Origin of the sequence: Bergeyella anatis, from assembly GCF_036016955.1 — a bacterium.
GTDB lineage: Bacteria > Bacteroidota > Bacteroidia > Flavobacteriales > Weeksellaceae > JAYWXI01.
Genome location: NZ_JAYWXI010000001.1, coordinates 149408 through 169480, shown reverse-complemented (window position 1 = coordinate 169480; position 20073 = coordinate 149408). Strand labels below are relative to the sequence as shown.

Genomic DNA, 20073 nt, shown 5'->3' with positions numbered 1-20073 from the left:
CGTTCACCCTCCAAAAAGCGTGTCCCTCATCCGCCGCCACCTCAAACGGCGGATGTATCGAATTTCGGAAGCCGACAATACCCGAGGTTCCTTCTGAGCCCAAAACGCCTTCATACTGACAAAAAACTCGGAAACCGACCGATTTTTATAAGCCGCCTTTGCCGAAGCAATCATTGCCAACGGAGCATCCAATCCGATATTATAAAAATACTGCCCCAACTTTTGAGCTCTCTGCGACTTGTATTTGTACGCTGTAGGACGAAGATGCTTCACCCACAATCCCGCCACCGTTACCGTGGACCAACCGTGCATCTCTGCCAGCATGACATCAATATTATCCCAACCCAACACCCCGCGAAGCCCTCCCATGGCTTTAAAACAAGCCCTACGGTAAGATTTCACCGGCCCCCTCACATGCTTCTTAGAAGACAAATTCTCGAAACGCCAACCTTTCCGTGTGGAAAAATCCAACAATTCGTCCTTCAACCCCTCGGTCTCCAACCGTGCCTGATCCTCCGAAACAAAAACCAAACCGGAAACCATTCCTATTTTAGCATCCGAACGATACACCTCTGCCAAAACCTCCAAATAATTTTCAGGAAAAACCACATCGGCATCAAACTTACAAACCACCTCCACTCCATCGGTTCCTCGGGATTCGAGCCCCCGATTAAACGTCTTCACCACCTTCCCGCCGGGCGAATGAGCCGATTCTTCCAAATGAATCACTTTAAAACGGAGATCCTTTCGCCCAAACGCTTCCGCTATCTCCCCCGTCGCATCGGTAGAGCCGTCATTAACCACAACCACTTCAAAATCCGCATAAGTTTGCCGACACAAAGACTGAAGCGAATAAGCCAAATACCGCGCCTCATTATGCGCCGGAATAACAATCAAAAACTTCAAGGCAACAATTGTTTTTTAATATCCAAACGGTAAAGATGCTCCGGCTCCTTCAATGGATCAAATGCCGAAGCCGCCACTTCTCCCCTATAAAACACAGCACACATCGTATGAGCCACATGATAAAGACAGCCGTGCAACGCCTCGGGCAAAGCATCCAAAATCGCCATAAAAACCTCATACCGAACCTTCCCCGGATTAAAAGCGTAATCATGCCAAACCACTACCGTGTCAGAATGCACCAAATGCTCGAAAACCTTTTCGGTATCCTGACGAACCATGGCATAACTATGATCCCCGTCAATAAAAACCAAATCGTAACGACGTCCGAGCGAAGCAAAATCAAACGTTTTGGTATCGCCCTCCAAATGATTGATGCCCGGATTTCGACAGGAAAGCATCCCATGTTGCTTCGCATAACGCGAAGAATAACCCAATGCCTCTATCGCCGAAGCCGAGAGATTAAGCGTAGTGCAGTCCTGTAAAACCCGAGAAACATTCCATACGCTTTCTCCGCGCCAAGTTCCAATTTCAAAATAAGAAGAACGCGCCGAAGCCAAAGTCTTAAGCAAAGCATGATCCATAGGAAGCGAACCGCCCTCTGAAAGAAACAGCTCCACCTCCATCAAAACCTCCCCGCCAAAAGCCTCAAGCCCCACCTGAGGCAAAGCCTCCCTATGCGGGTATTTCTTAAGATGCTCGCCCCTTTGAACCTCGTTGTCTAAAAGCACGGCATTAAGCCGTGAAGGCTCGCGGGAAACGGCATTCAATAATTTGAAAAACTTTTGGATCTTCCCCATCACCGAATTTAACTCAAAGGTTTAAGCATGTTTTTGGGATCAAGAATGGCATCCAGCTTATCCTGAGACAAAAGCCCTTTCTCCAAAACCAAATGATAAACGCTTTTCCCACTCGCCAAAGCCTCCTTGGCAATCGCCGTGGAATTTTTATATCCAATGTAAGGATTAAGTGCCGTTACAATCCCAATGCTATGCTTTACCATATCAAGGCAAACCTCCCGATTAGCCGTAATGCCCACAACGCATTTTTCCCTCAAAGCATCCAACGCATTGCAAAGAAAATGAATATTCTCCATAATGGCGTGCGAAAGCACAGGCTCCATCACGTTAAGCTGAAGCTGACCCGCCTCGGCGGCAAAAGTCACCGTTAAATCATTACCGATTACCTTATAACAAACCTGATTCACCACCTCCGGAATCACCGGATTCACCTTCCCCGGCATAATCGAACTCCCCGGCTGCATCGGCGGTAAATTAATCTCAAACAACCCCGCACGAGGTCCCGAAGACAACAGCCGAAGATCATTGCAAATTTTTGACAGCTTCACCGCCAAACGCTTCATCGCCGAAGAATAAATCACATACGATCCCGTGTCGGGCGTCGCCTCCACCAAATCCGGGGCAGACACCACCGCATACCCCGAAATTTCAGCCAAATTTTCCGCACAAAGCGCCGCATACCCCGCAGGTGCATTGAGCCCCGTGCCAATGGCCGTTGCTCCCATATTAACCTCCACAAAAAGAAGCGCATTGTTATTCAACTTAGAAATATCCTCCTCCAAAGTCGCCGCAAAAGCTTCAAATTCTTGCCCCAAAGTCATCGGAACAGCATCCTGAAGCTGCGTCCGTCCCATCTTAATAACCTCCTGAAACTCCCGCCCCTTAGCTCGAAAAGCCTCAACCGTCTGAGCCAGCTTTTCCACCAAAACCTCGTTAAGCTGAAGCAAAGCCAACTTAATCGCCGTAGGGTAAGCATCATTAGTCGATTGCGAAAGATTCACATGGTCGTTGGGCGAACAATACTGGTAAGCCCCCAAAGGTTTCCCCATTTTTTCCAAAACCACATTGGCAATGACCTCGTTTGCATTCATGTTAACCGAAGTCCCAGCACCACCCTGAATCATGTCTATGGGAAAATGCGCATCGTAACGTCCCTCCATCACTTCATCGCAAGCCTCCGAAATAAAACGATAAAGCGTCTCATCCAAAAAGCCAAGCTCATAGTTGGTTTTGGCCGCCGCCTTCTTCACCATCCCCAAAGCTCTGATAAAGTGAGGGTATGAGGCCAGTTTCTGCCCCGAAATTTTAAAATTATCAATCGCCCTTTGAGTTTGAACCCCATAATAGGCTTTTTCAGGAACATTCAATTCCCCCAAAAGGTCGCTTTCTTTTCTATAGTTTTCCATCGGTTTCATTTTTGACGATAAGTTACGGCTTTTAAAAACATCCTGCAAACGCAAAACATCCCTTCATTTATTTTGCCGGATATTTCTCCAACAAAGCCTGCAATATGGCATACGTTTCCATATCCATCACACCGTCGCACCGCTCCGGACGAAAACGATACTGAAAAGCCTCCACCGTTTTTTTGGAAACCCGATCCGCCGCTCCGTTAGGCAGCAAACCATACCCAAAATCCCTAAGCATCGTTTGGTATTGAAAAATAAAAGGCGGCGTATCCACCTGCTGGGAAAAAGTCGAATCATCCATTTGCTCCAAATAACGCAACTTAGCCGATTCTTCGTACCACATTCCCAATCCGTATTCCTCATAAAGTCTCTTCCAAGGAAATTTCGGACCGGGATCTTCCTTCCGGGTCGGAGCAATATCCGAATGCCCCAACACATTGAACGGAGCAATCTGATAACGATCCACCAAATCCTTCACCAAGGCCGCCACTTTTCGGTATTGCCATTCCGGATAGTCGTAAAACGTCTTATTTCCCTGTGCATCCGCCGTGTACCCCGTATTCACAATCTCAATACCGATAGAGGAATCGTTGAGGTTCTCAACCTTGCGCCAAGAACTAACCCCTGCATGATAAGCCCGCTTGTTCTCGTCCACCAGTTGGTAAATCTCCTTATCGTCAAGATCATTCACCAAATAATGAGCACTTACCGATTGCTGCGTAAGAACCCGTATCGACTTCTCGTTATCCAAGGCCGTATAATGTAAAATCACATACCTTTGGCGAAAATTTTGCCCCACCGAAGGAAAGTAAGTTTTAACCACCTGATACCCCTGAGGATTGGCCTCCACGATAGAGCCATAGCTAATCGTATTATTGTTCTTTGAAGCATCCGCTATATTAACCCGATAAAATGCATGCCCGCCATGGCGTTCCACCGCCGGTCTATCCACCGTGGTTTCTTGAGTTTTTGCTTTATCGGTCAGCATTCCCGGTTGCGGTTTGGCTGGTTTCGGTTCTAAAGATGTTTTTTTCTGAGAAGCACACGAAAACAAAACCACACCCAACCCAATGGATAACAATGTCTTATGCATTTTTATTGATTTTAAATGGAATTATTCTGCTAAAGTACGAAAAAAAAGATGTAAAAACATTTGGTACTTTAACAAAAGTGTTCTATATTTGCACTCGCAATTACGGAAGAGAAGTTCTTAAAGAAATTGTCAAGGAGGGTTGCCGGAGTGGTTAACGGAGCAGTTTGCTAAACTGTCGACGCGCAAGTGTCGCATGAGTTCGAATCTCATACCCTCCGCAACAAAAAAACACTCGGGGTGTAGCGTAGTCCGGTCATCGCGCCTGGTTTGGGACCAGGAGGTCGCAGGTTCGAATCCTGCCACCCCGACAAAATAAACAATTAAGGGTGCGTAGCTCAGCTGGATAGAGCATCTGCCTTCTAAGCAGACGGTCAAAGGTTCGAATCCTTTCGCGCTCACTAACCGCAAATCCCCTCCCACAAAGGTTTTGCGGTTTTTTATTTCACCTCAACACTGGCATTTAATGTTAAACGACAACGTAAGCAACAACATTAAATTCCGCCAAAACAATCCCCAAACAAATTTCCACTTAAAACCTCACACAAGCATAACAAGCTGATTTTCCGGTATTAAACACACAAAAAGACAACAATCTCAATAAAAACTCAGAGCCAGCCAAACCGTTTGACCGAGACCATTGTCGCAAACTTTCAGGATTTGCCTTGCATAACGGTTTCGAGCCTTGCGGGTGAGCGGGTTTCGGAGCACAAATTTTATTACTAAAATTCATTAGAAGCCCAAAGCTTCAAGTTTGTCTATCAACCCGTCTGACGCAAGCCCCGCGTCATGCGTAGGCCTTTTATTCTTCTTTGTAAATATCAAAGTCTTCAAACTTTACTCGTCCAAAGTCTTTTGTCGTTTTAATTTTACTTTCAATTCTTTCGGGTTCTGAAGCGTGAAAACTTTCTGAACCGTCTTTATGTAAAAACCATTCGTTGTCTTGTTTAGAATATTTATATGTGATTATTCTCGTCCATCTCCAAGCACTTCCACCATAGTGTTCAACTGAAAAATAGCCGTTTTTTATTGTTACGCCCATAAATGGATCCCCCATAATTCCACCACAATCAATACAATATACAGTATTGTCATTTTTTCTCACAAGTTGCAGTTTATTGTCTTTGTTGCGTATTAAGATCAATAATGGCCTTCTTTCGGGATTATTAATAACATCGGACAAAGTGTCTTCGCCATTTTTTTTAAGTACCAGAATGTAGTCTTTGATTCCATCTAGATTTAAGTCGCCTGATACCGTGTCCAAAACAGAATAGTTTGTCGGCACAAATTCGAATAATTCGTTCGGCAAATTTTCAACTACCTGTTTAAAGGATTCTCTTTTGGAGCTGTTTTCTGTTATTGTTGTTACTGTATCTATATCTGTAACGGTCTTTTTTCCTTTCTTGAATTCTGGTTACAAGAAAACAACGTCAACGCAAGACAGAAAAACACGTTTATTGTAAGAGCTCTCCTATGGTTACAACACATAACTGAATATCTAGGTTCTGAATTTTCGCAAATGATTGACAACGAATCCCACCCCCTCACAAAAATAGTTCATCCCAAACCCAACTAAATAATTACCGTCATTTCGCCGCTACCCTTTACTGATTTTATTTTTTTTTGTAGAAAAGAAATTCTTGGGATAACGCTTCAACCCTCCCCTGCTTCTCAGGCCAAATTTAAAAATGGTTTTAGGCTGTCCCACCGCAATCCCTTTATTTATTTTTTCATAAAAAAAAGCATCATATTGAGAAACATCAACAAGAAACTCAGCGTAACCCAAACACTCAGCGACATATGTTCGGCCCTGTAGCGGTCAACCTGACGGGACGCCGTTTCCGACAAACGCACACTTTGATTGATAAAACTATGGATCTCCAAAATCTGATCCATGTTTTTATTCGGGACATAATGTTGGGAAAAATAAGCCAAATTACGTTTTCCGATATACCCTGCCAACCAATATTCATCCGAATTGTCCATCCGAAGATACTCCAAACGATAATGCTCCGGACGAATTCGCCCCACATGCATCATCTCGAAACGCTCGGTGCTAACCTTCGTGCCTTTCTTGATTTTGATAACATAAAAATCCACCGGCTGAGGCAGTTTATTGATAATCTGAACCGCCATGGAATCCTGCTGAAAACGTTCTGTGCTCTTCTGCACAAACCAATAAGAAAAATACAGAAACGAAACCAAAAGAACCCCCAAACGAAACCAACGAGCCTGCCGAGCATAAGCCCCCGTCCTAAAGGCCGAAGCCAAGACTCCGAGCCCCAATAACAGAAAAACAAAAAATACAAAACTTTCCATTACAGACAAAGATACTCTTTTTTACGGCTTTCCAAAAACAGCTTTAAACAAGTAATCAGGTTCAGCCCCCGCCTTCCCATTCGTGATAAAATTGCTCCAAAAAATAAAGCATGAACGCATGCCGCTCCTTCGCCAACGCCTTCCCCTTTTCGGTTTGCATCAAATCCTTAAGCAACAGTAACTTTTCATAAAAATGATTAATGGTCGTCCCTTGAGATTGTTTATACTCCTCCTTACTCATACCGAGCCTTGGAAGCTGAGCCGGATCATGCAGAGGATTTCCTTTATACCCTCCGAAATTAAACGTCCTGGCCACCCCAATCGCCCCGATGGCATCCAAACGATCCGCATCCTGGACAATTTTAAGTTCTATCGGAATCGTCTCCGGCATTTCCGAGCGGTTTTTGAACGAAACATACCGAATGATAAACAAAACCTTCTCGATCAGCCTCTCCTCCACGGCATGAGAAACCAAAAAATCCCGAACCGTACGCAAAGCCAAAGCCTCGTCCCCGTCATGAAATTTAGGATCCGCAATATCGTGCAGCAGCGCTCCCAGTTCCACCACCAAACGGTCGCACGCCAACGTCTGGGCTATCGTAACCGAAAGTTTCCAAACCCGCTCCACATGGAACCAATCGTGCCCCGCTTCTGCACCCTCAAGCCGACAACGGACAAAATCCACCGTCAGCGGAATAATCCAATCGTTCATATTTTTGCTTATTGACTGCATTTTCCCATCAAATCTCTAAGGTAGGGCAAACCTCTTTGCGAACCTCTGTTAACAGCAACTTTAAGCGAAACCTCATTCCCGAATTTCACGCAATCGTTAACCGTATTCCCATGACAGAAGGCCACCGCAAAACCGGCAGTAAAAGCATCCCCCATCCCCATTTTATTCAAGACATCTTCCCTATCGTTGCGGAGATAAATCATCTCCTCACCATTGAAGTACGTCGTGGAATTGCTATCATCCCTTACGAAAACCCGATTTTCGTACCGTCGAAGAATCTCTTCCCGAGACCACTTGTCCCCAAACACGGTGTTAAGTTCACCACTTTTAACGACAATGAAGCTGGCATAATCCAACACCGCCTCCGGAAGGCGCTGTGCCGGCGCCGCATAAATCCCGACCTTCGTCCCATGACGCTTTGCCAAATCCACCGTATAAGCAACCGTTTCCAAAGGAATTTCCAGCTGAAGCAATACCAGTTCCGACTGCGCCAAAAACCGTTCGGCAACCTCCACATCGTCAGGCCGCAACGTGAAATTAGCCGCAGGAACCACCACAATGGCATTTTTGCCTTGCGCCGCCGTTACATAAGCCGTCCCCGTCGCATAATCTTCCCGCTCTCGGACAAACCCCACGTTCACGCCCTCATCAACCAAGTTCCGAAGAATCTGCTGGCCATAAGGATCCATCCCCACCGCACCAACAAAATAAACCCCCGCCCCCAAACGGGAAGCCGCCACCGCCTGATTAGCCCCTTTACCTCCGAAAAAACTTTCGGATTTACTTGCCAAAACCGTTTCGTTGGGCATCGGATAATTCTCGGTATTGAGCACAAGATCCACAGAGGAACTTCCCACCACCATGATTTTCGGCTGTTCTGAAGTAATCTTCATCATCAAATAAATTAAAAATTGGATATACAAAGGTAGTTTTTTGAAATTTACACCCCTCCGTATTTAACGCTTATTAACTTAGAATCTCAATAAACTCCGTAACCAGTTTCACCACTCCGCCGTCCTTATCCCGACCAATATAACTGGCGTAAAAACCCTCGCCATATCCCGCTTCAAAAGCAAAAAGGCTCCCCGGTTTCGACTCGTCAGGAAAAAGAAAAGCATACTGGTCTATCGCCCCTTTTTCATCAAAAAAATGCTCATGGAAAAACTCTTCATAAATCCCCATAAAATCATTTCCCTTTCTACGAAAAAGTTTCTCTTCCAAAGCGTTGAGCGAGGCCTGCGTCTCCACATCCATAAGACACCCCATTCCCGACGCCACCGGATAACCGAAGATTTCGCCCTCTTTAAGCTCTTGAATTTTCTGCCCCTCCGTTACCGCCATTTCCCAACGTAGCGCATCAGCCACCCCGAAAACCACTTCCACATAAGCCACGCAATTGCTCTCCCTCTCCTTATGAACCAAAACCGGAAACGAACCACTAGGAAAACGAACCGTAAAAGGCTTCATGTCCTTTGTAATCAGAGGATCACAAGCCACCATTTCCCCCGTCGGCAACACAATACGCCCCGCCTCAAAGGTTTCCAAAAGAGGACTTTCAACAAAATTTTTACCAAATAATTTCTTAATATTATCAAGATGTTCCATAACCGCAGGTATAAAAAGTAAAGATAAACGAAAAAAGACCAATAAAGCAACGCCTCACCGGTCTTTTTTCCTTCAGATGAACCTTATTCAGACTAGAGGGTTTTCAGCTTTTCCTCCAATAACGCAATCTTATCAAGGGCATCTTTTTGTTTTTTTCGTTCCATTTCTACCACTTTTTCAGGAGCTCCACTAACGAATTTTTCGTTGCTTAGCTTTTTCTCAACTGAAGCTAAAAAGCCTTTAAGATAAGAAAGTTCCTCCTCTGTTTTCTTCTTCTCTTCTTCCAAATCAAGCGTTTCGCTAAGCGGTATGGAAAGTTCCGTAGAACCAACCAAGAAAGAGAAACTTGGTTTGTCTGTTTTTTCATTGAAATAAATATTTGAAACATTAGCCAATTTCTTTATAAGTGCTTCGTTGCTATTTTCGGTAGCATTGGTGTAGAGCTCTACGGTTTCTTTAGGAGAAATACCCTTGCTTTGTCTGTAATTTCTCACGCCAGAAATCCACTCTTTAGCAATATCAAATTGGTTGATAATATTCACATCAAATTCTGATGCCTCTCTTTGTTGAGCGATAATGAGGGCTTCGTCTGTATTTCTTGAGATAATATTTTGCCAAAGCTCCTCGGTTAAGAAAGGCATAAAAGGGTGGAGCAATTTCATCAACGCTTCAAAATAAGCAATGGTTTTGTCGTAAATTTCCTTAGAAATACCCTCGCCGTAATTTGGTTTAATGGCTTCCAAATACCAAGAACAGAAATCGTCCCAAATTAATTTATAAATAAGATGTAAGGCGTCTGAAATTCTGAATTTTTCAAACTGCTCGTTAATCTCTTTTACGGTTTTATCTAATAAATGACCAAACCATTCTATCGTTTGATTTTCAACTGCACCAGCTGGTTTGTCTTCTTGTTTCCAACCTTGTACTAGACGGAAAGCATTCCATATTTTAGTAGCGAAATTTCGCCCTTGTAGCATTAAGTCTTCGTCGAACAGAAGGTCGTTTCCAGCCGCAGAACTCAACAGAATCCCAACTCTTACGCTGTCTGCACCGTATTTGTCAATGAGCTCTATTGGGTCAGGTGAATTGCCTAAAGATTTAGACATTTTGCGTCTTTGTTTATCCCTTACAATCCCTGTGAAATATACATTTTTGAAAGGAACTTTACCTCTCCATTCCAATCCTGCCATAATCATTCTGGCTACCCAAAAGAAAATGATGTCTGGACCTGTAACGAGGTCGGTGGTAGGATAATAATAGTTGATTTCCTTGCTGTTAGGGTCTAATAATCCGTCGAATACGGACATTGGCCACAGCCAAGAAGAGAACCAAGTGTCTAAAGCATCTTCGTCTTGTTTTAAGTCGGCAAGGCTTAGATTTGGATTTTGAGACTTTTCTTTTGCTAATTCCAATGCTTTTTCAGCGTTTTCCGCTACTACAAAATCGTTTTCGCCTTCTCCGTAGTAGTAGGCAGGGATTTGCTGCCCCCACCAAAGCTGACGAGAGATGTTCCAATCTCGGATGTTTTCCATCCAATATTTGTAGGTGTTTTTAAATTTATCGGGATAGAATTTAATCTCGTCGTTCATGACCACCTCTAAAGCAGGTTTGGCAATTTCGGACATTTTCAAGAACCATTGTTGAGAGATTTTAGGTTCTATCACCGCTCCCGTTCTCTCGGAAGTCCCCACCTTGTTTACATAATCTTCCGCTTTGGCGAGAAGACCTTTCGCTTCCAACTCTTTTGCGATTTCTTTACGCACCACAAAACGGTCTTTCCCTTCGTAATACATTCCGTGATGATTCAGTTTGCCATCGTCGTCAATAGCATCAATGATTTGAAGCTGGTGTTTTTGACCAATTTCGTAATCATTAACATCATGGGCAGGCGTTATTTTCAATGTCCCCGTTCCGAATTCAATATCCACATATTCATCGGCAATAATCGGCACCGCACGATTAACGATAGGCACAATAACGGTCTTGCCGATAAGTTTTTGGTAGCGTTCATCATTAGGGTTTACGCATACGGCCACATCACCGAAAATGGTTTCGGGACGCGTGGTCGCCACGGTAAGAAAGTCTTGCGTGCCCTCAATCTGATATTTTAAGTGATAGAGTTTTCCGTTTTGTTCTTTGAAAATAACTTCTTCGTCGGATATGTTGGTTTTGGCTTCCGGGTCCCAGTTAACCATACGGTAACCTCTGTAGATGAGCCCTTTGTTATATAAATCCACAAAAGACTTTATCACTTGATCGGAGAGTTTATCCTCCATCGTAAAGCGGGTCCTGTCCCAATCGCAAGAACAACCTAATTTTTTTAATTGCTCTAAAATTGTTCCGCCATATTTATGCGTCCATTCCCAAGCGTGTTTTAGGAATTCTTCACGAGAAATATCCGATTTGTTAATGCCTTCCGCCTTTAGTTTAGCCACGACCTTCGCTTCCGTAGCAATAGAGGCGTGGTCGGTTCCTGGTACCCAACAAGCATTATAGCCTCTCATCCTTGCTCGTCTAATCAACACATCCTGAATGGTATTATTAAGCATATGTCCCATATGCAAAATCCCCGTTACATTAGGCGGCGGAATTACAATAGTGTACGGCGGACGGTCGTCCGGTGTCGAATGAAAATACCCCTGCTCCATCCAATACCCGTACCATTTTTGTTCGGTCTCTTGCGGACTGTATTTATCTGAAATCTGCATAGCTTCTTTTTTTGGCTTTATTTTTGCAAAAATAGGGAAAAGGGTAATTTTGGGCGTATGAATTGAAAATATTTTTAACTTTGCTCCTCCAATTTTCTCTTTTAAGAGACTAACTAAACAATTAAAAAAAACAAAAAATGAAAAAATTACTTGCAGGAATGTTCATTATTGGTGCTCTGGCAACTGCTTCCGCCCAAACCATTTCTTTCGATAAAACCACCATCGAATACGGCACCGTGAAAACAGGAGCTGAAGGCCACCGTTTCTTTACAGTGAAAAACACAGGCGACAAGCCCCTAATCATCAGCCGAGTGCAAGCCTCTTGCGGCTGTACCACTCCGGAATGGAGCCAAGACCCCATTCTTCCGGGAAAAACTGCACAAATTAAAGTCGGGTACAACACCCAAATCAACGGGGATTTCCAAAAGTTAATCGAAGTCTACTCCAACGATCCGAGCAACAGCCGATCCGTCCTTTACATCAAAGGAAAAGTAGACCCTAACGCTCCCGAAACCACTGCGGCACAACCCGCTGCACCGGCAAAAAATAGTCCAAAAAAGAATTCAGCGAAATAATAAGAAACGTTTGCGTTTGAATTCTAATTTTATGCAATCGTCTCTCTATCGGAGGCGATTTTTCGTTTCATCCTAAATTCCAATAATATGCCAACCAACTTCTCTGAAAAATACCTCGCCAAAGGAAAAATCCAACTGAAAAAATTCAGTACCACCTACAACGGCAAACTAACCAAAAAACAAGGTCAAAAACAATTAAAAGAAGAAAAGAAAAAACTCTTCGCCCTGCAGGAGAAACTCTATGCCGACGGACGCCAAGCCTTACTAGTCGTCTTCCAAGCCATGGATGCCGCAGGAAAAGACAGCACCATAAAACACGTTTTCGCAGGTCTCAACCCTCAAGGGTGCGAAGTCACCAGCTTTAAATCCCCCAGTACAAAAGAGTACCAACACGATTTTCTGTGGAGGCATTATCTCGCCCTTCCCGAAAAAGGAAAAATAGGACTATTCAACCGTTCCCACTACGAAAATGTACTGGTCTGCAAGGTGCATCCCGAATACAACCTCAGAGAAAAAGTTTGGCACTCAACCCAAGAACTAGACCAAACGTTTTGGAACAACCGCTACGAAAGCATCGAAAACTTTGAAAAACACCTCGCCCAAAACGGAACAAAAATCGTAAAAATCTTCCTAAACGTCTCCCGTGAAGAACAAAAGCAACGTCTTTTGGAGCGCATCGATCAACCCGACAAAAACTGGAAATTCGAAATGGGCGACCTGAAAGAAAGAGCCCTTTGGAACCTGTACCAAGAAGCCTACGAAGAAGCCATAAACCGTACCTCCAAACCTCATGCCCCGTGGTACATTGTGCCGGCCGACAAAAAATGGCTAACAAGACTCGCGGTCATCCAAATCATCATCAAAGCACTTGAAGAAATGAATCCCCAATACCCTGAATTACCCGAGGAAGAAAAAACAAACCTCGCTGAAGCCCGACGCATTTTGGAAAAAGAAGATTAAAAATCACAGGAAAATCTATAAGCCGGATTCTGTACCGTACAAAGTACGACGCTTGTTATTTATCTACACTCCGCCTTACAGCGGAGTTTTAGCTGCTTACCCCTCATCAACGGACGAGCCGCCCTTAATTGATGATATACTTAGCATTGCACCGCATAGAGTTTACCTGATTTCACTACAGCCGAACTGTACTTGCTTTCTGTTGCACTGGTCCTCACATTACTGTGGACGGCGGTTAGCCGCTATGCTGCCCTACGGTGTCCGGACTTTCCTACCTCCACAACGATGGAGATCAACAAGCCGATTTTCCTGTGAATTGCAAAGATAGAGCTTTTCAACGAAAAGAAAGACGTTGAAAAAAAATCACTCGTCTTTTGGAGTATCCACCAAAAACACCTCCAACAAGCCTTCGGGAAGCTGCATCGTAATGCATTTCGTCTCACGGCAAACCCTCGTAATCCAATCCTTAATAATCGGAATAACCACCTCTTTCCCCTGAAGGGTCAATATAAAATAATGTTGCGCCGTTTGATCGTTAACCGCCTTAATGATTCCGCAAGAATCCCCCGATGTCTGATCTTTTATCTCAAATCCGATAACCTCATGGTAATAAAACTGATTCCCTGTTAGTTCGGGTAAAGTGGACAGAGGAAGATAAACCTCTTTTCCCACCGTTTGTTCCGCCATGGCCAGCGTTGTGTTTTTAAACGTTATGATCTTGGCATCCTCCTTACTCCACTTTTGTTTTTCAATAAAAAAAGGCACCAAAAGCCCATTGATTTCCACAAAAACAGACTCCAGCTTATTGTAAAACTCCGGCTGGTCGGTATCCAACTTCAAAATCACATTCCCCGCAAGACCATGCGTACGGGTAATGCGTCCCAAATAATAACACTCTTCTTTTTTCATAATGCAAAAATAGAAATTTATTAGCACGAAAAAGGCGTTTCCACAAAGAAACGCCTTATTATCGGGTAATCGTCTGACAATAGCGATTAAGCTTCGCCGCCTTCAGCAGACTCCTCCGCTGCTTCTTCTGCAGCCGGCTCTTCTGACACAGCCGCTTCAGCTTCCTCTGCCGCTTTAGCTTCGGCCAATTGAGCCTCTTTCGCTGCCAATCGCTCAGCATTAACTTTAGCTTCAGCTTCCAAAGCCGCTTGTTTTGCGTCCGCTTTGGATTTTGCCAAACCTTCTTTTTTGTTCTCTACCGCTTTTTCTTTAGCCTCCAACCAAGCGTTGAATCTTCTTTCCGCTTCCGCCTCGTCGAATGCTCCTTTAGCTACACCACCTTGCAAGTGCTTCTTCAATAAAGCCCCTTTGTAAGACAAAATCGCTCTTGCAGTATCGGTAGGCTGAGCACCGTTGTTAAGCCATTTTACAGCAGCATCTACATCCAACTCAATTGTTGCAGGGTTGGTAATCGGGTTGTAAGTTCCCAATTTCTCGATGAATCTACCGTCTCTTCTCGCTCTGGCATCGGCCACTACGATGTGGAAAAAAGGTTTTCCTTTTTTACCGTGTCTTTGTAATCTAATTTTTACTGACATAAATGTTTAGTTTTTGGGATACTCGTCCCGGTTAATATTTTTGAGGTTGCAAAATTAGTAAATTTTCGAAAAGAAACAATACCACGACTCCCCTATTTTCAATTATTTCCAACTTCCCGAAAAAAACGTTCTATACTAAACCAAAGGTCCCATGAAAAAAAAGCCCAAACATTTCTGATTGGCTTCCAAGCCCAAATCCTCCGCCAAATGATCCTTCCCCCCCGGCGTTGCCCAGTAGCACCCTATTCCGTGCGCCTCGCAAGTAAGATACATATTCTGCACGGCCATTGCAACAGCCGCCACTTCTTCCCATTCCGGAACCATTCCGCTGAAATTCACCACAACGGTCAACACTGCGCCGGAGCGTTCCCACTTCTGAACTATCGCATCGTATTTCTTCACCATAAACTGCTCCGCTCCCGTGGTCGCCTTGTACACTTGCGCCACCCTATGCCCAAAACGGTTCTTCTCCTCCCCCTGAAACACCCGAAAACGCCAAGGCTTGGTACGCTTGTGGTTCGGAGCAAACTCCGCCGAGGCAAGCACCGCAGCCAAAACCTCCGAGGCCACCTCCGCTCCCGAATAATCCTTCGGAAAACGACTCCGACGACGCTCGATAAGGCTTTTTAAAACTTCTTTTTCTTCCATTTTTTCTTATATTTTACGATTAAATACGGTTCAATACACCGCCACGATTTTTTGGTAAATTCCGTTAAGAACAAACTCGTCTCCCGGCCGCTTTCCCGCTAGAACCTTCCCCATCGGACTCTCCAACGAAATAGCATAGAACCTTTCGCCCTCGAAAAAAAACTCCCCAAAAGACACCGAAAGATAAAACCTAGCCTTATTAGTTAGCACCAAAGCCCCCAATTGCACCACCTCCGCACGGGAAACCACCACCGCCCGCATCTTCCTCTGCATAGTCTTAAGCGCGTGCATCTGCCGATCCAAATGATAGATCTCCTCCTGCATCTCCTCCCGAAAAGAATCGTATTTTGAGGTCTTCTTAAGATCCAAACTCGCCTCCAAAGTAAAACCACGATAAAAATCCAAGGTCTTTATCTTTCCCGAAATCCGATCCAAAACATATGCCTTAAGCTCTTCCTTACAATACACGCCCGATGACAAAACGAATACAACTTTTACACGAAGATAGAAAAATTCCGAAAAGCCTCCCAAAAACCATACAAAATGACCGAAACAAAAGCAAAGGAATAATTTTTGCTCGCCTTGTTACTTTCTAAAAAAACAAAACACATGAATCCATTAACCCAACCTTTCAATACGCCCTATCAAGCGGCACCGTTCGACCAACTAAAAACCAGCGACTACCTCCCGGCGTTCAAAACACTCATCGAGCAGGCCGAAGCGGAAATCAACCAAATTGCACAAAATCCGCAACCGCCCACCTTCGCCAACACCATCGAAGCCCTGGCCTATTCGGGTCAAGCGCTGGATAACGCCTCCAGCATTTTTTTCAACCTGAACTCGGCGGAAACCAATGACGAAATTCAACGCATCGCTCAGGAAATCTCTCCTCTGTTAACCGAATTTGCTTCCAAAACGGCTCAAAACTCCATTCTTTTTGAAAGAGTCCGAACCATTTACGAAGCCAAAGCCCAATACTCGCTCAACGAAGAGCAAACAACCCTCTTGGACCAAACCTATAAAAGTTTCGTAAGAAACGGAGCCCTACTGAACGAAAAAGACAAAGAAACCCTCGAAGAACTCCACAAGACACTAGCCTTAAAATCGCTTCAATTCGGCCAAAATGTTCTTTCTGCCACCAACGCCTACCAAAAACACCTCACGGACAAAAGCAGATTATCAGGCCTTCCCGAATCCGTCCTTTCCCAATACGCAGAAGAAGCCAAAGAAAAAGGACTGGACGGGTATGTCATTACCCTGCAATACCCGAGTTTCCTACCCGCCATGACCTACATTCAAGACCGGGAACTGAGGAAAGAACTTGCTTTAGCCAACGGAAAAAAAGCCTTTGACGGTGGAGAATTCGACAATCAAAACCTGATCAAAGAAATCGTCGAACTCCGAAAAAGAAAAGCCCAATTGCTAGGCTACGAAAACTTCGCCGCTTATGTACTGGAAGAAAGAATGGCCAAAACCCCCGAAAAAGTATTCCAATTTCTCCATGAACTTTTGGAAAAAGCCACACCATTCGCCCATAACGACATCGAAGCCTTAAAAAAACTCGCCCAAAAAGACGGCATCGAAGACCTCCAAAGTTGGGATCATGTCTATTACGCGGAAAAACTGAGAAAGGAAAAATTCGACCTCAATGACGAAGAACTAAAACCCTATTTTCAACTGGAAAAAGTAGAAAAAGCCGTTTTTAACTTAGCCGAAACCCTCTTCGGGCTAACCTTCAAGGAAGTCCACCACGTTCCAAAATACCATCCGGAAACCCGAACCTACGAGGTCTCCGAAAACGGAACCTACAAAGCCCTTCTCTACACCGACTACCACCCCAGAAAAGGCAAACGCGCCGGTGCATGGATGACCAGCTATAAAAACCAATACCAAAAAGACGGTCAAAACCATCGCCCGCACATCTCCGTAGTGTGCAATTTCACCAAACCCACCGCCGACACGCCAAGTTTACTCACCTTCCAAGAGGTTACAACGCTGTTTCACGAGTTCGGACACGCCATCCATGGCTTGTTAGCAGACACCCAATACCCTAATCTTTCCGGAACTTCCGTTAAATGGGACTTTGTGGAACTTCCCTCACAGTTTTTGGAAAACTACTGCTACGAACCCGAATTCCTGAAAACATTCGCAAAACACTACCAAACAAACGAAGAATTGCCTCAGGAGAAAATACAAAAACTCGCCGAAAGCAAAAACTTCATGGAAGGCTACCAAACGCTAAGACAATTGGGATTCGGCTTGCTCGACATGGCCTTCCATACGGAGACCGAACCCCTGAAAGACCTTAAAGCTTTCGAAACCAAAGCCTGCCAAGCCACAAACCTCTATCCCTCCCATCCCGAAACCGCCCTATCGCCAAGCTTCTCCCATATTTTCCAAGGCGGGTACGCCGCCGGGTACTACTCCTACAAATGGGCCGAAGTATTGGATGCTGACGCCTTCCAATACTTCAAAGAAAACGGTTTGTTTCACGCCGAAACCGCAGCCAAATACAAAACCCTTTTGGCCTCCGGAGGAACCATAGACCCCATGACCCTCTATAAAAATTTCAGAGGCAGGGAACCTCAAACCGATAGCTTGCTCAAACGCGCTTTCGGAATCTAAGAAAATTCTTCCTAAAGAAATCGGCAGGAACCCTATGGGCTCCTGCCGATTTTAATTTGCACTTTCACCTCTATTATCCGTGCTCAAAATCAAGAATTTCCGCGTCCTTTGGCAAGCATCGGAATCGCAACCAACCCCATCACCACCATAATCACCAACTGCATGGTATGCGAAATAAAAGCATAAGCCAACCCCACTTCAGCCCCCTCTTCATAAGAACGACCCATGGAAACAAACAAGGCTCCAATCCCCAGTTTCAAAGCAAAATGGAACGCCCCAATTCCCCCCGAAGCCGGCACCATCATTCCCAAAGTTCCCACCACAATGAGAAAAAAACCATCCGCCACCGTAAATCCGGATGTTTCAGGCAATGCAAAGACCACCAAATAAGCCGCTAAATAATAGCACCCCCATATCGCCAAAGAATAAAAAACAAAAAGCCAAGGCCGACGCAACCTGAACACAGACAAAACCCCATTAAGAATACCATCCAAAAAACGGACAATCCCCCCAACCAAAGGAAAAGAGCGAAGCCGCCCCCTAAGCCCCAAAAACAGCACACCCAAAAGCAAAAACCCAACTCCCAGTACCAATAATTTGGTCGGACTCACGGTTAATCCCGATTGAAGATAAAACACCTCAATCGCCTCGTACTTGAAAACCAAAGTCAGTCCCAAAAAAAGCGCCATGCAAAGCAAATCCACCACGCGCTCCAGAATAATCGTTCCAAACGATTGATCCACCGGAACCTTTTCCACACCATAAAGCGCTGTAGAACGAACCAACTCTCCACTCCGAGGAATCGTAAGATTCATAAGATACCCCAAAGAAATCGCCCACAAAGCATTCCCATTACCAATCCGATGCCCCAACGGCTCCAGAAGCAAATTCCAACGAACCGCCCGAAACCAGTACGCCAGCACTCCGAAAACCGCTGCAAATCCCACCCAAAAATAATCCGCCTTAGAAAAATAACCTTTTATTTTCCCAAAATCCATCCCCCGAAACGCCAGCCACATAAAAAAAAAGGCCACCGCCAAAGAAACAGCAATGGTAAGCCCTGCTTTCAAAGGATTCTTTTTTTTCGTCTGTTCCAAAACAAATAAAATTTTTAGAAATTAAGGCACCAAACGATTTGTCGTTTCGTCCGGAAAAATAATTTTCGGCTGAAAATCCTTCGCCTCCTCAGGCGTCATCTGAGCATAAGAAATGATAATAATCACATCGCCTTTCTGCACCTTCCGTGCCGCAGGTCCATTCAGACAAACCTCTCCCGACCCCCTCTTCCCTTTGATAGCATAGGTGTCGAAACGCTCGCCGTTATTCACATTAACAATATACACGCGCTCGCCCACCAAAATCCCCGAAGCCTCCAATAAATCTTCATCTATGGTAATGCTGCCGATATAATTGAGATCCGATTCGGTCACTCGAACCCGGTGAATCTTGGATTTGAATACTTCTATTAACATGGGGCAAATTTATTAATAAAATCCCATTACTCGCCCTTAAAAAAAGCCAATCTTATTTTTTTGAAAATCAACAATAAATACCCCAAAACCACCTTTCATTAAAGAAAAAACAACAATAAAAACATTCTTCTAAATTTTCCATATCAAATTTCGAATTTCATAATTTCAAAAACCATTTCAAACCCTTCCCAAAAAAGCCTCAACAAAAGGCTTTTGGCACATTTTTAGATGCTCACAACAGCGGAATCTCGAGAGAGAAGCGGATTACGAATTTCCAACAGCCCGCCCACTTTTGAAAGAGACCTTTAAACAAAAAATAAAAAAATTTGCACATATCTAAAATTGTGTTATATTTGCTAACAAGAACTAACTTTAAATCATAACAATTATGAACAAGTCTGAATTAATCGACGCAATGGCTAAAGACGCCGGAATCACCAAGGTAGCAGCCAAAGCCGCTCTTGAATCTTTCATCGCTAACGTAACTTCCACTTTGAAGAAAAAAGACGGGAAAGTTTCTCTAGTAGGTTTCGGTACATTCTCCGTAGCGGAAAGAGCCGCAAGACAAGGTATCAACCCTGCAACCAAAAAACCAATCAAAATCGCCGCTAAAAAAGTAGCTAAATTCAAAGCAGGTGCAGAATTGGCAGATGCCGTTGCAGGTGCTAAGAAAAAATAA

The 20073-nt window shown here is 44.4% G+C and carries 20 protein-coding genes, 3 tRNA genes and 1 other RNA gene; 7 read left to right on the top strand and 17 right to left on the bottom strand.

Annotation, left to right across the window (positions count from 1 at the left end; translation table 11 throughout):
• Positions 1 to 3 precede the first annotated feature (3 nt).
• The 4 genes from VQ048_RS00845 to VQ048_RS00830 form a co-directional block, all read right to left on the bottom strand.
• Entirely contained in the window at positions 4 to 906 is a 903-nt protein-coding gene (locus VQ048_RS00845) for a glycosyltransferase family 2 protein (protein ID WP_327609790.1), read from the bottom strand.
• On the bottom strand, positions 903 to 1703 hold the full coding sequence (locus tag VQ048_RS00840; RefSeq protein ID WP_327609789.1) for a class I SAM-dependent methyltransferase: 801 nt from the start codon (positions 1701 to 1703) through the stop codon (positions 903 to 905). Before VQ048_RS00840 ends, VQ048_RS00845 begins: the two co-directional genes overlap by 4 nt.
• Before the next feature lie 8 nt (positions 1704 to 1711).
• Positions 1712 to 3109, bottom strand: coding sequence for an aspartate ammonia-lyase (gene aspA / locus VQ048_RS00835; RefSeq protein WP_327609788.1), 1398 nt, complete (start codon positions 3107 to 3109; stop codon positions 1712 to 1714).
• A 67-nt stretch (positions 3110 to 3176) separates the two neighbouring features.
• Entirely contained in the window at positions 3177 to 4205 is a 1029-nt protein-coding gene (locus VQ048_RS00830; RefSeq protein ID WP_327609787.1) for an N-acetylmuramoyl-L-alanine amidase, read from the bottom strand.
• Between the two features lie 133 nt (positions 4206 to 4338).
• On the opposite strand from VQ048_RS00830, the gene VQ048_RS00825 reads away from it, so the two are divergent.
• The 3 genes from VQ048_RS00825 to VQ048_RS00815 all read left to right on the top strand — a co-directional run bounded on the left by VQ048_RS00825 (position 4339) and on the right by VQ048_RS00815 (position 4603).
• A tRNA-Ser gene (locus tag VQ048_RS00825) sits at positions 4339 to 4423 on the top strand.
• A 15-nt stretch (positions 4424 to 4438) separates the two neighbouring features.
• Positions 4439 to 4513, top strand: a tRNA-Pro gene (locus tag VQ048_RS00820).
• Positions 4514 to 4529: 16 nt separating this feature from the next.
• Positions 4530 to 4603, top strand: a tRNA-Arg gene (locus tag VQ048_RS00815).
• A gap of 401 nt (positions 4604 to 5004) precedes the next feature.
• Here VQ048_RS00815 and VQ048_RS00810 read toward each other — a convergent pair.
• The 6 genes from VQ048_RS00810 to VQ048_RS00785 form a co-directional block, all read right to left on the bottom strand.
• Positions 5005 to 5466, bottom strand: coding sequence for a hypothetical protein (locus VQ048_RS00810; protein ID WP_327609786.1), 462 nt, complete (start codon positions 5464 to 5466; stop codon positions 5005 to 5007).
• A 458-nt stretch (positions 5467 to 5924) separates the two neighbouring features.
• Complete coding sequence (locus VQ048_RS00805) at positions 5925 to 6521, bottom strand: hypothetical protein (RefSeq protein ID WP_327609785.1); 597 nt, start codon at positions 6519 to 6521, stop codon at positions 5925 to 5927.
• A gap of 61 nt (positions 6522 to 6582) precedes the next feature.
• On the bottom strand, positions 6583 to 7233 hold the full coding sequence (locus VQ048_RS00800) for an HD domain-containing protein (RefSeq protein WP_327609784.1): 651 nt from the start codon (positions 7231 to 7233) through the stop codon (positions 6583 to 6585).
• Between the two features lie 8 nt (positions 7234 to 7241).
• On the bottom strand, positions 7242 to 8147 hold the full coding sequence (locus VQ048_RS00795) for a ribokinase (RefSeq protein ID WP_327609918.1): 906 nt from the start codon (positions 8145 to 8147) through the stop codon (positions 7242 to 7244).
• Positions 8148 to 8220: 73 nt separating this feature from the next.
• Positions 8221 to 8859 (bottom strand): DUF4241 domain-containing protein, encoded by a 639-nt coding sequence (locus VQ048_RS00790; RefSeq protein WP_327609783.1) that lies wholly within the window; start codon positions 8857 to 8859, stop codon positions 8221 to 8223.
• Between the two features lie 92 nt (positions 8860 to 8951).
• Complete coding sequence (locus VQ048_RS00785) at positions 8952 to 11567, bottom strand: valine--tRNA ligase (protein WP_327609782.1); 2616 nt, start codon at positions 11565 to 11567, stop codon at positions 8952 to 8954.
• Between the two features lie 137 nt (positions 11568 to 11704).
• On the opposite strand from VQ048_RS00785, the gene VQ048_RS00780 reads away from it, so the two are divergent.
• Both VQ048_RS00780 and VQ048_RS00775 read left to right on the top strand, forming a co-directional pair.
• Positions 11705 to 12142, top strand: coding sequence for a DUF1573 domain-containing protein (locus VQ048_RS00780; protein ID WP_327609781.1), 438 nt, complete (start codon positions 11705 to 11707; stop codon positions 12140 to 12142).
• A gap of 87 nt (positions 12143 to 12229) precedes the next feature.
• Positions 12230 to 13102: a PPK2 family polyphosphate kinase gene (locus VQ048_RS00775; protein WP_327609780.1), complete on the top strand. Its 873-nt coding sequence runs from the start codon at positions 12230 to 12232 to the stop codon at positions 13100 to 13102.
• A 2-nt stretch (positions 13103 to 13104) separates the two neighbouring features.
• Here VQ048_RS00775 and rnpB read toward each other — a convergent pair.
• From rnpB to VQ048_RS00750, 5 genes are all read right to left on the bottom strand, one after another.
• An RNA gene (rnpB, locus tag VQ048_RS00770) (RNase P RNA component class A) lies at positions 13105 to 13414 on the bottom strand.
• Positions 13415 to 13465: 51 nt separating this feature from the next.
• Positions 13466 to 14011, bottom strand: coding sequence for a ribosome maturation factor RimM (gene rimM, locus VQ048_RS00765; RefSeq protein ID WP_327609779.1), 546 nt, complete (start codon positions 14009 to 14011; stop codon positions 13466 to 13468).
• Between the two features lie 86 nt (positions 14012 to 14097).
• Entirely contained in the window at positions 14098 to 14649 is a 552-nt protein-coding gene (locus VQ048_RS00760) for a 30S ribosomal protein S16 (RefSeq protein ID WP_327609778.1), read from the bottom strand.
• A gap of 135 nt (positions 14650 to 14784) precedes the next feature.
• Positions 14785 to 15297: a nitroreductase family protein gene (locus VQ048_RS00755; RefSeq protein WP_327609777.1), complete on the bottom strand. Its 513-nt coding sequence runs from the start codon at positions 15295 to 15297 to the stop codon at positions 14785 to 14787.
• Positions 15298 to 15327: 30 nt separating this feature from the next.
• Complete coding sequence (locus tag VQ048_RS00750) at positions 15328 to 15777, bottom strand: hypothetical protein (RefSeq protein ID WP_327609776.1); 450 nt, start codon at positions 15775 to 15777, stop codon at positions 15328 to 15330.
• Positions 15778 to 15906: 129 nt separating this feature from the next.
• Between VQ048_RS00750 and VQ048_RS00745 the strand changes: the two genes are divergently transcribed.
• Positions 15907 to 17922 carry a M3 family metallopeptidase gene (locus VQ048_RS00745; protein WP_327609775.1) on the top strand — a complete coding sequence of 672 codons (2016 nt, stop codon included), beginning with the start codon at positions 15907 to 15909 and terminating at the stop codon, positions 17920 to 17922.
• Between the two features lie 89 nt (positions 17923 to 18011).
• On the opposite strand, the gene VQ048_RS00740 is transcribed toward VQ048_RS00745, so the two are convergent.
• On the bottom strand, positions 18012 to 19019 hold the full coding sequence (locus VQ048_RS00740) for a lysylphosphatidylglycerol synthase transmembrane domain-containing protein (RefSeq protein WP_327609774.1): 1008 nt from the start codon (positions 19017 to 19019) through the stop codon (positions 18012 to 18014).
• A gap of 21 nt (positions 19020 to 19040) precedes the next feature.
• The gene (panD, locus tag VQ048_RS00735; RefSeq protein WP_327609773.1) at positions 19041 to 19394 is read right to left on the bottom strand and encodes an aspartate 1-decarboxylase; all 354 of its coding nucleotides are present in this window, start codon (positions 19392 to 19394) and stop codon (positions 19041 to 19043) included.
• A 388-nt stretch (positions 19395 to 19782) separates the two neighbouring features.
• Here panD and VQ048_RS00730 point away from each other — a divergent pair, with 388 nt between their 5' ends.
• A complete protein-coding gene (locus tag VQ048_RS00730; RefSeq protein WP_327609772.1) occupies positions 19783 to 20073 on the top strand; it encodes an HU family DNA-binding protein in 291 nt (96 codons plus the stop codon).

Bases quoted from the DNA above. Each gene is read 5' to 3' on its own strand.
- VQ048_RS00840 (WP_327609789.1), bottom strand. From the start codon at position 1,703: ATGGGGAAGATCCAAAAGTTTTTCAAATTATTGAATGCCGTTTCCCGC.
- aspA (WP_327609788.1), bottom strand. From the start codon at position 3,109: ATGGAAAACTATAGAAAAGAAAGCGACCTTTTGGGGGAATTGAATGTT.
- VQ048_RS00830 (WP_327609787.1), bottom strand. From the start codon at position 4,205: ATGCATAAGACATTGTTATCCATTGGGTTGGGTGTGGTTTTGTTTTCG.
- VQ048_RS00805 (WP_327609785.1), bottom strand. From the start codon at position 6,521: ATGGAAAGTTTTGTATTTTTTGTTTTTCTGTTATTGGGGCTCGGAGTC.
- VQ048_RS00800 (WP_327609784.1), bottom strand. From the start codon at position 7,233: ATGAACGATTGGATTATTCCGCTGACGGTGGATTTTGTCCGTTGTCGG.
- VQ048_RS00795 (WP_327609918.1), bottom strand. From the start codon at position 8,147: ATGAAGATTACTTCAGAACAGCCGAAAATCATGGTGGTGGGAAGTTCC.
- VQ048_RS00790 (WP_327609783.1), bottom strand. From the start codon at position 8,859: ATGGAACATCTTGATAATATTAAGAAATTATTTGGTAAAAATTTTGTT.
- VQ048_RS00785 (WP_327609782.1), bottom strand. From the start codon at position 11,567: ATGCAGATTTCAGATAAATACAGTCCGCAAGAGACCGAACAAAAATGG.
- VQ048_RS00780 (WP_327609781.1), top strand. From the start codon at position 11,705: ATGAAAAAATTACTTGCAGGAATGTTCATTATTGGTGCTCTGGCAACT.
- VQ048_RS00775 (WP_327609780.1), top strand. From the start codon at position 12,230: ATGCCAACCAACTTCTCTGAAAAATACCTCGCCAAAGGAAAAATCCAA.
- rimM (WP_327609779.1), bottom strand. From the start codon at position 14,011: ATGAAAAAAGAAGAGTGTTATTATTTGGGACGCATTACCCGTACGCAT.
- VQ048_RS00760 (WP_327609778.1), bottom strand. From the start codon at position 14,649: ATGTCAGTAAAAATTAGATTACAAAGACACGGTAAAAAAGGAAAACCT.
- VQ048_RS00755 (WP_327609777.1), bottom strand. From the start codon at position 15,297: ATGGAAGAAAAAGAAGTTTTAAAAAGCCTTATCGAGCGTCGTCGGAGT.
- VQ048_RS00745 (WP_327609775.1), top strand. From the start codon at position 15,907: ATGAATCCATTAACCCAACCTTTCAATACGCCCTATCAAGCGGCACCG.
- panD (WP_327609773.1), bottom strand. From the start codon at position 19,394: ATGTTAATAGAAGTATTCAAATCCAAGATTCACCGGGTTCGAGTGACC.
- VQ048_RS00730 (WP_327609772.1), top strand. From the start codon at position 19,783: ATGAACAAGTCTGAATTAATCGACGCAATGGCTAAAGACGCCGGAATC.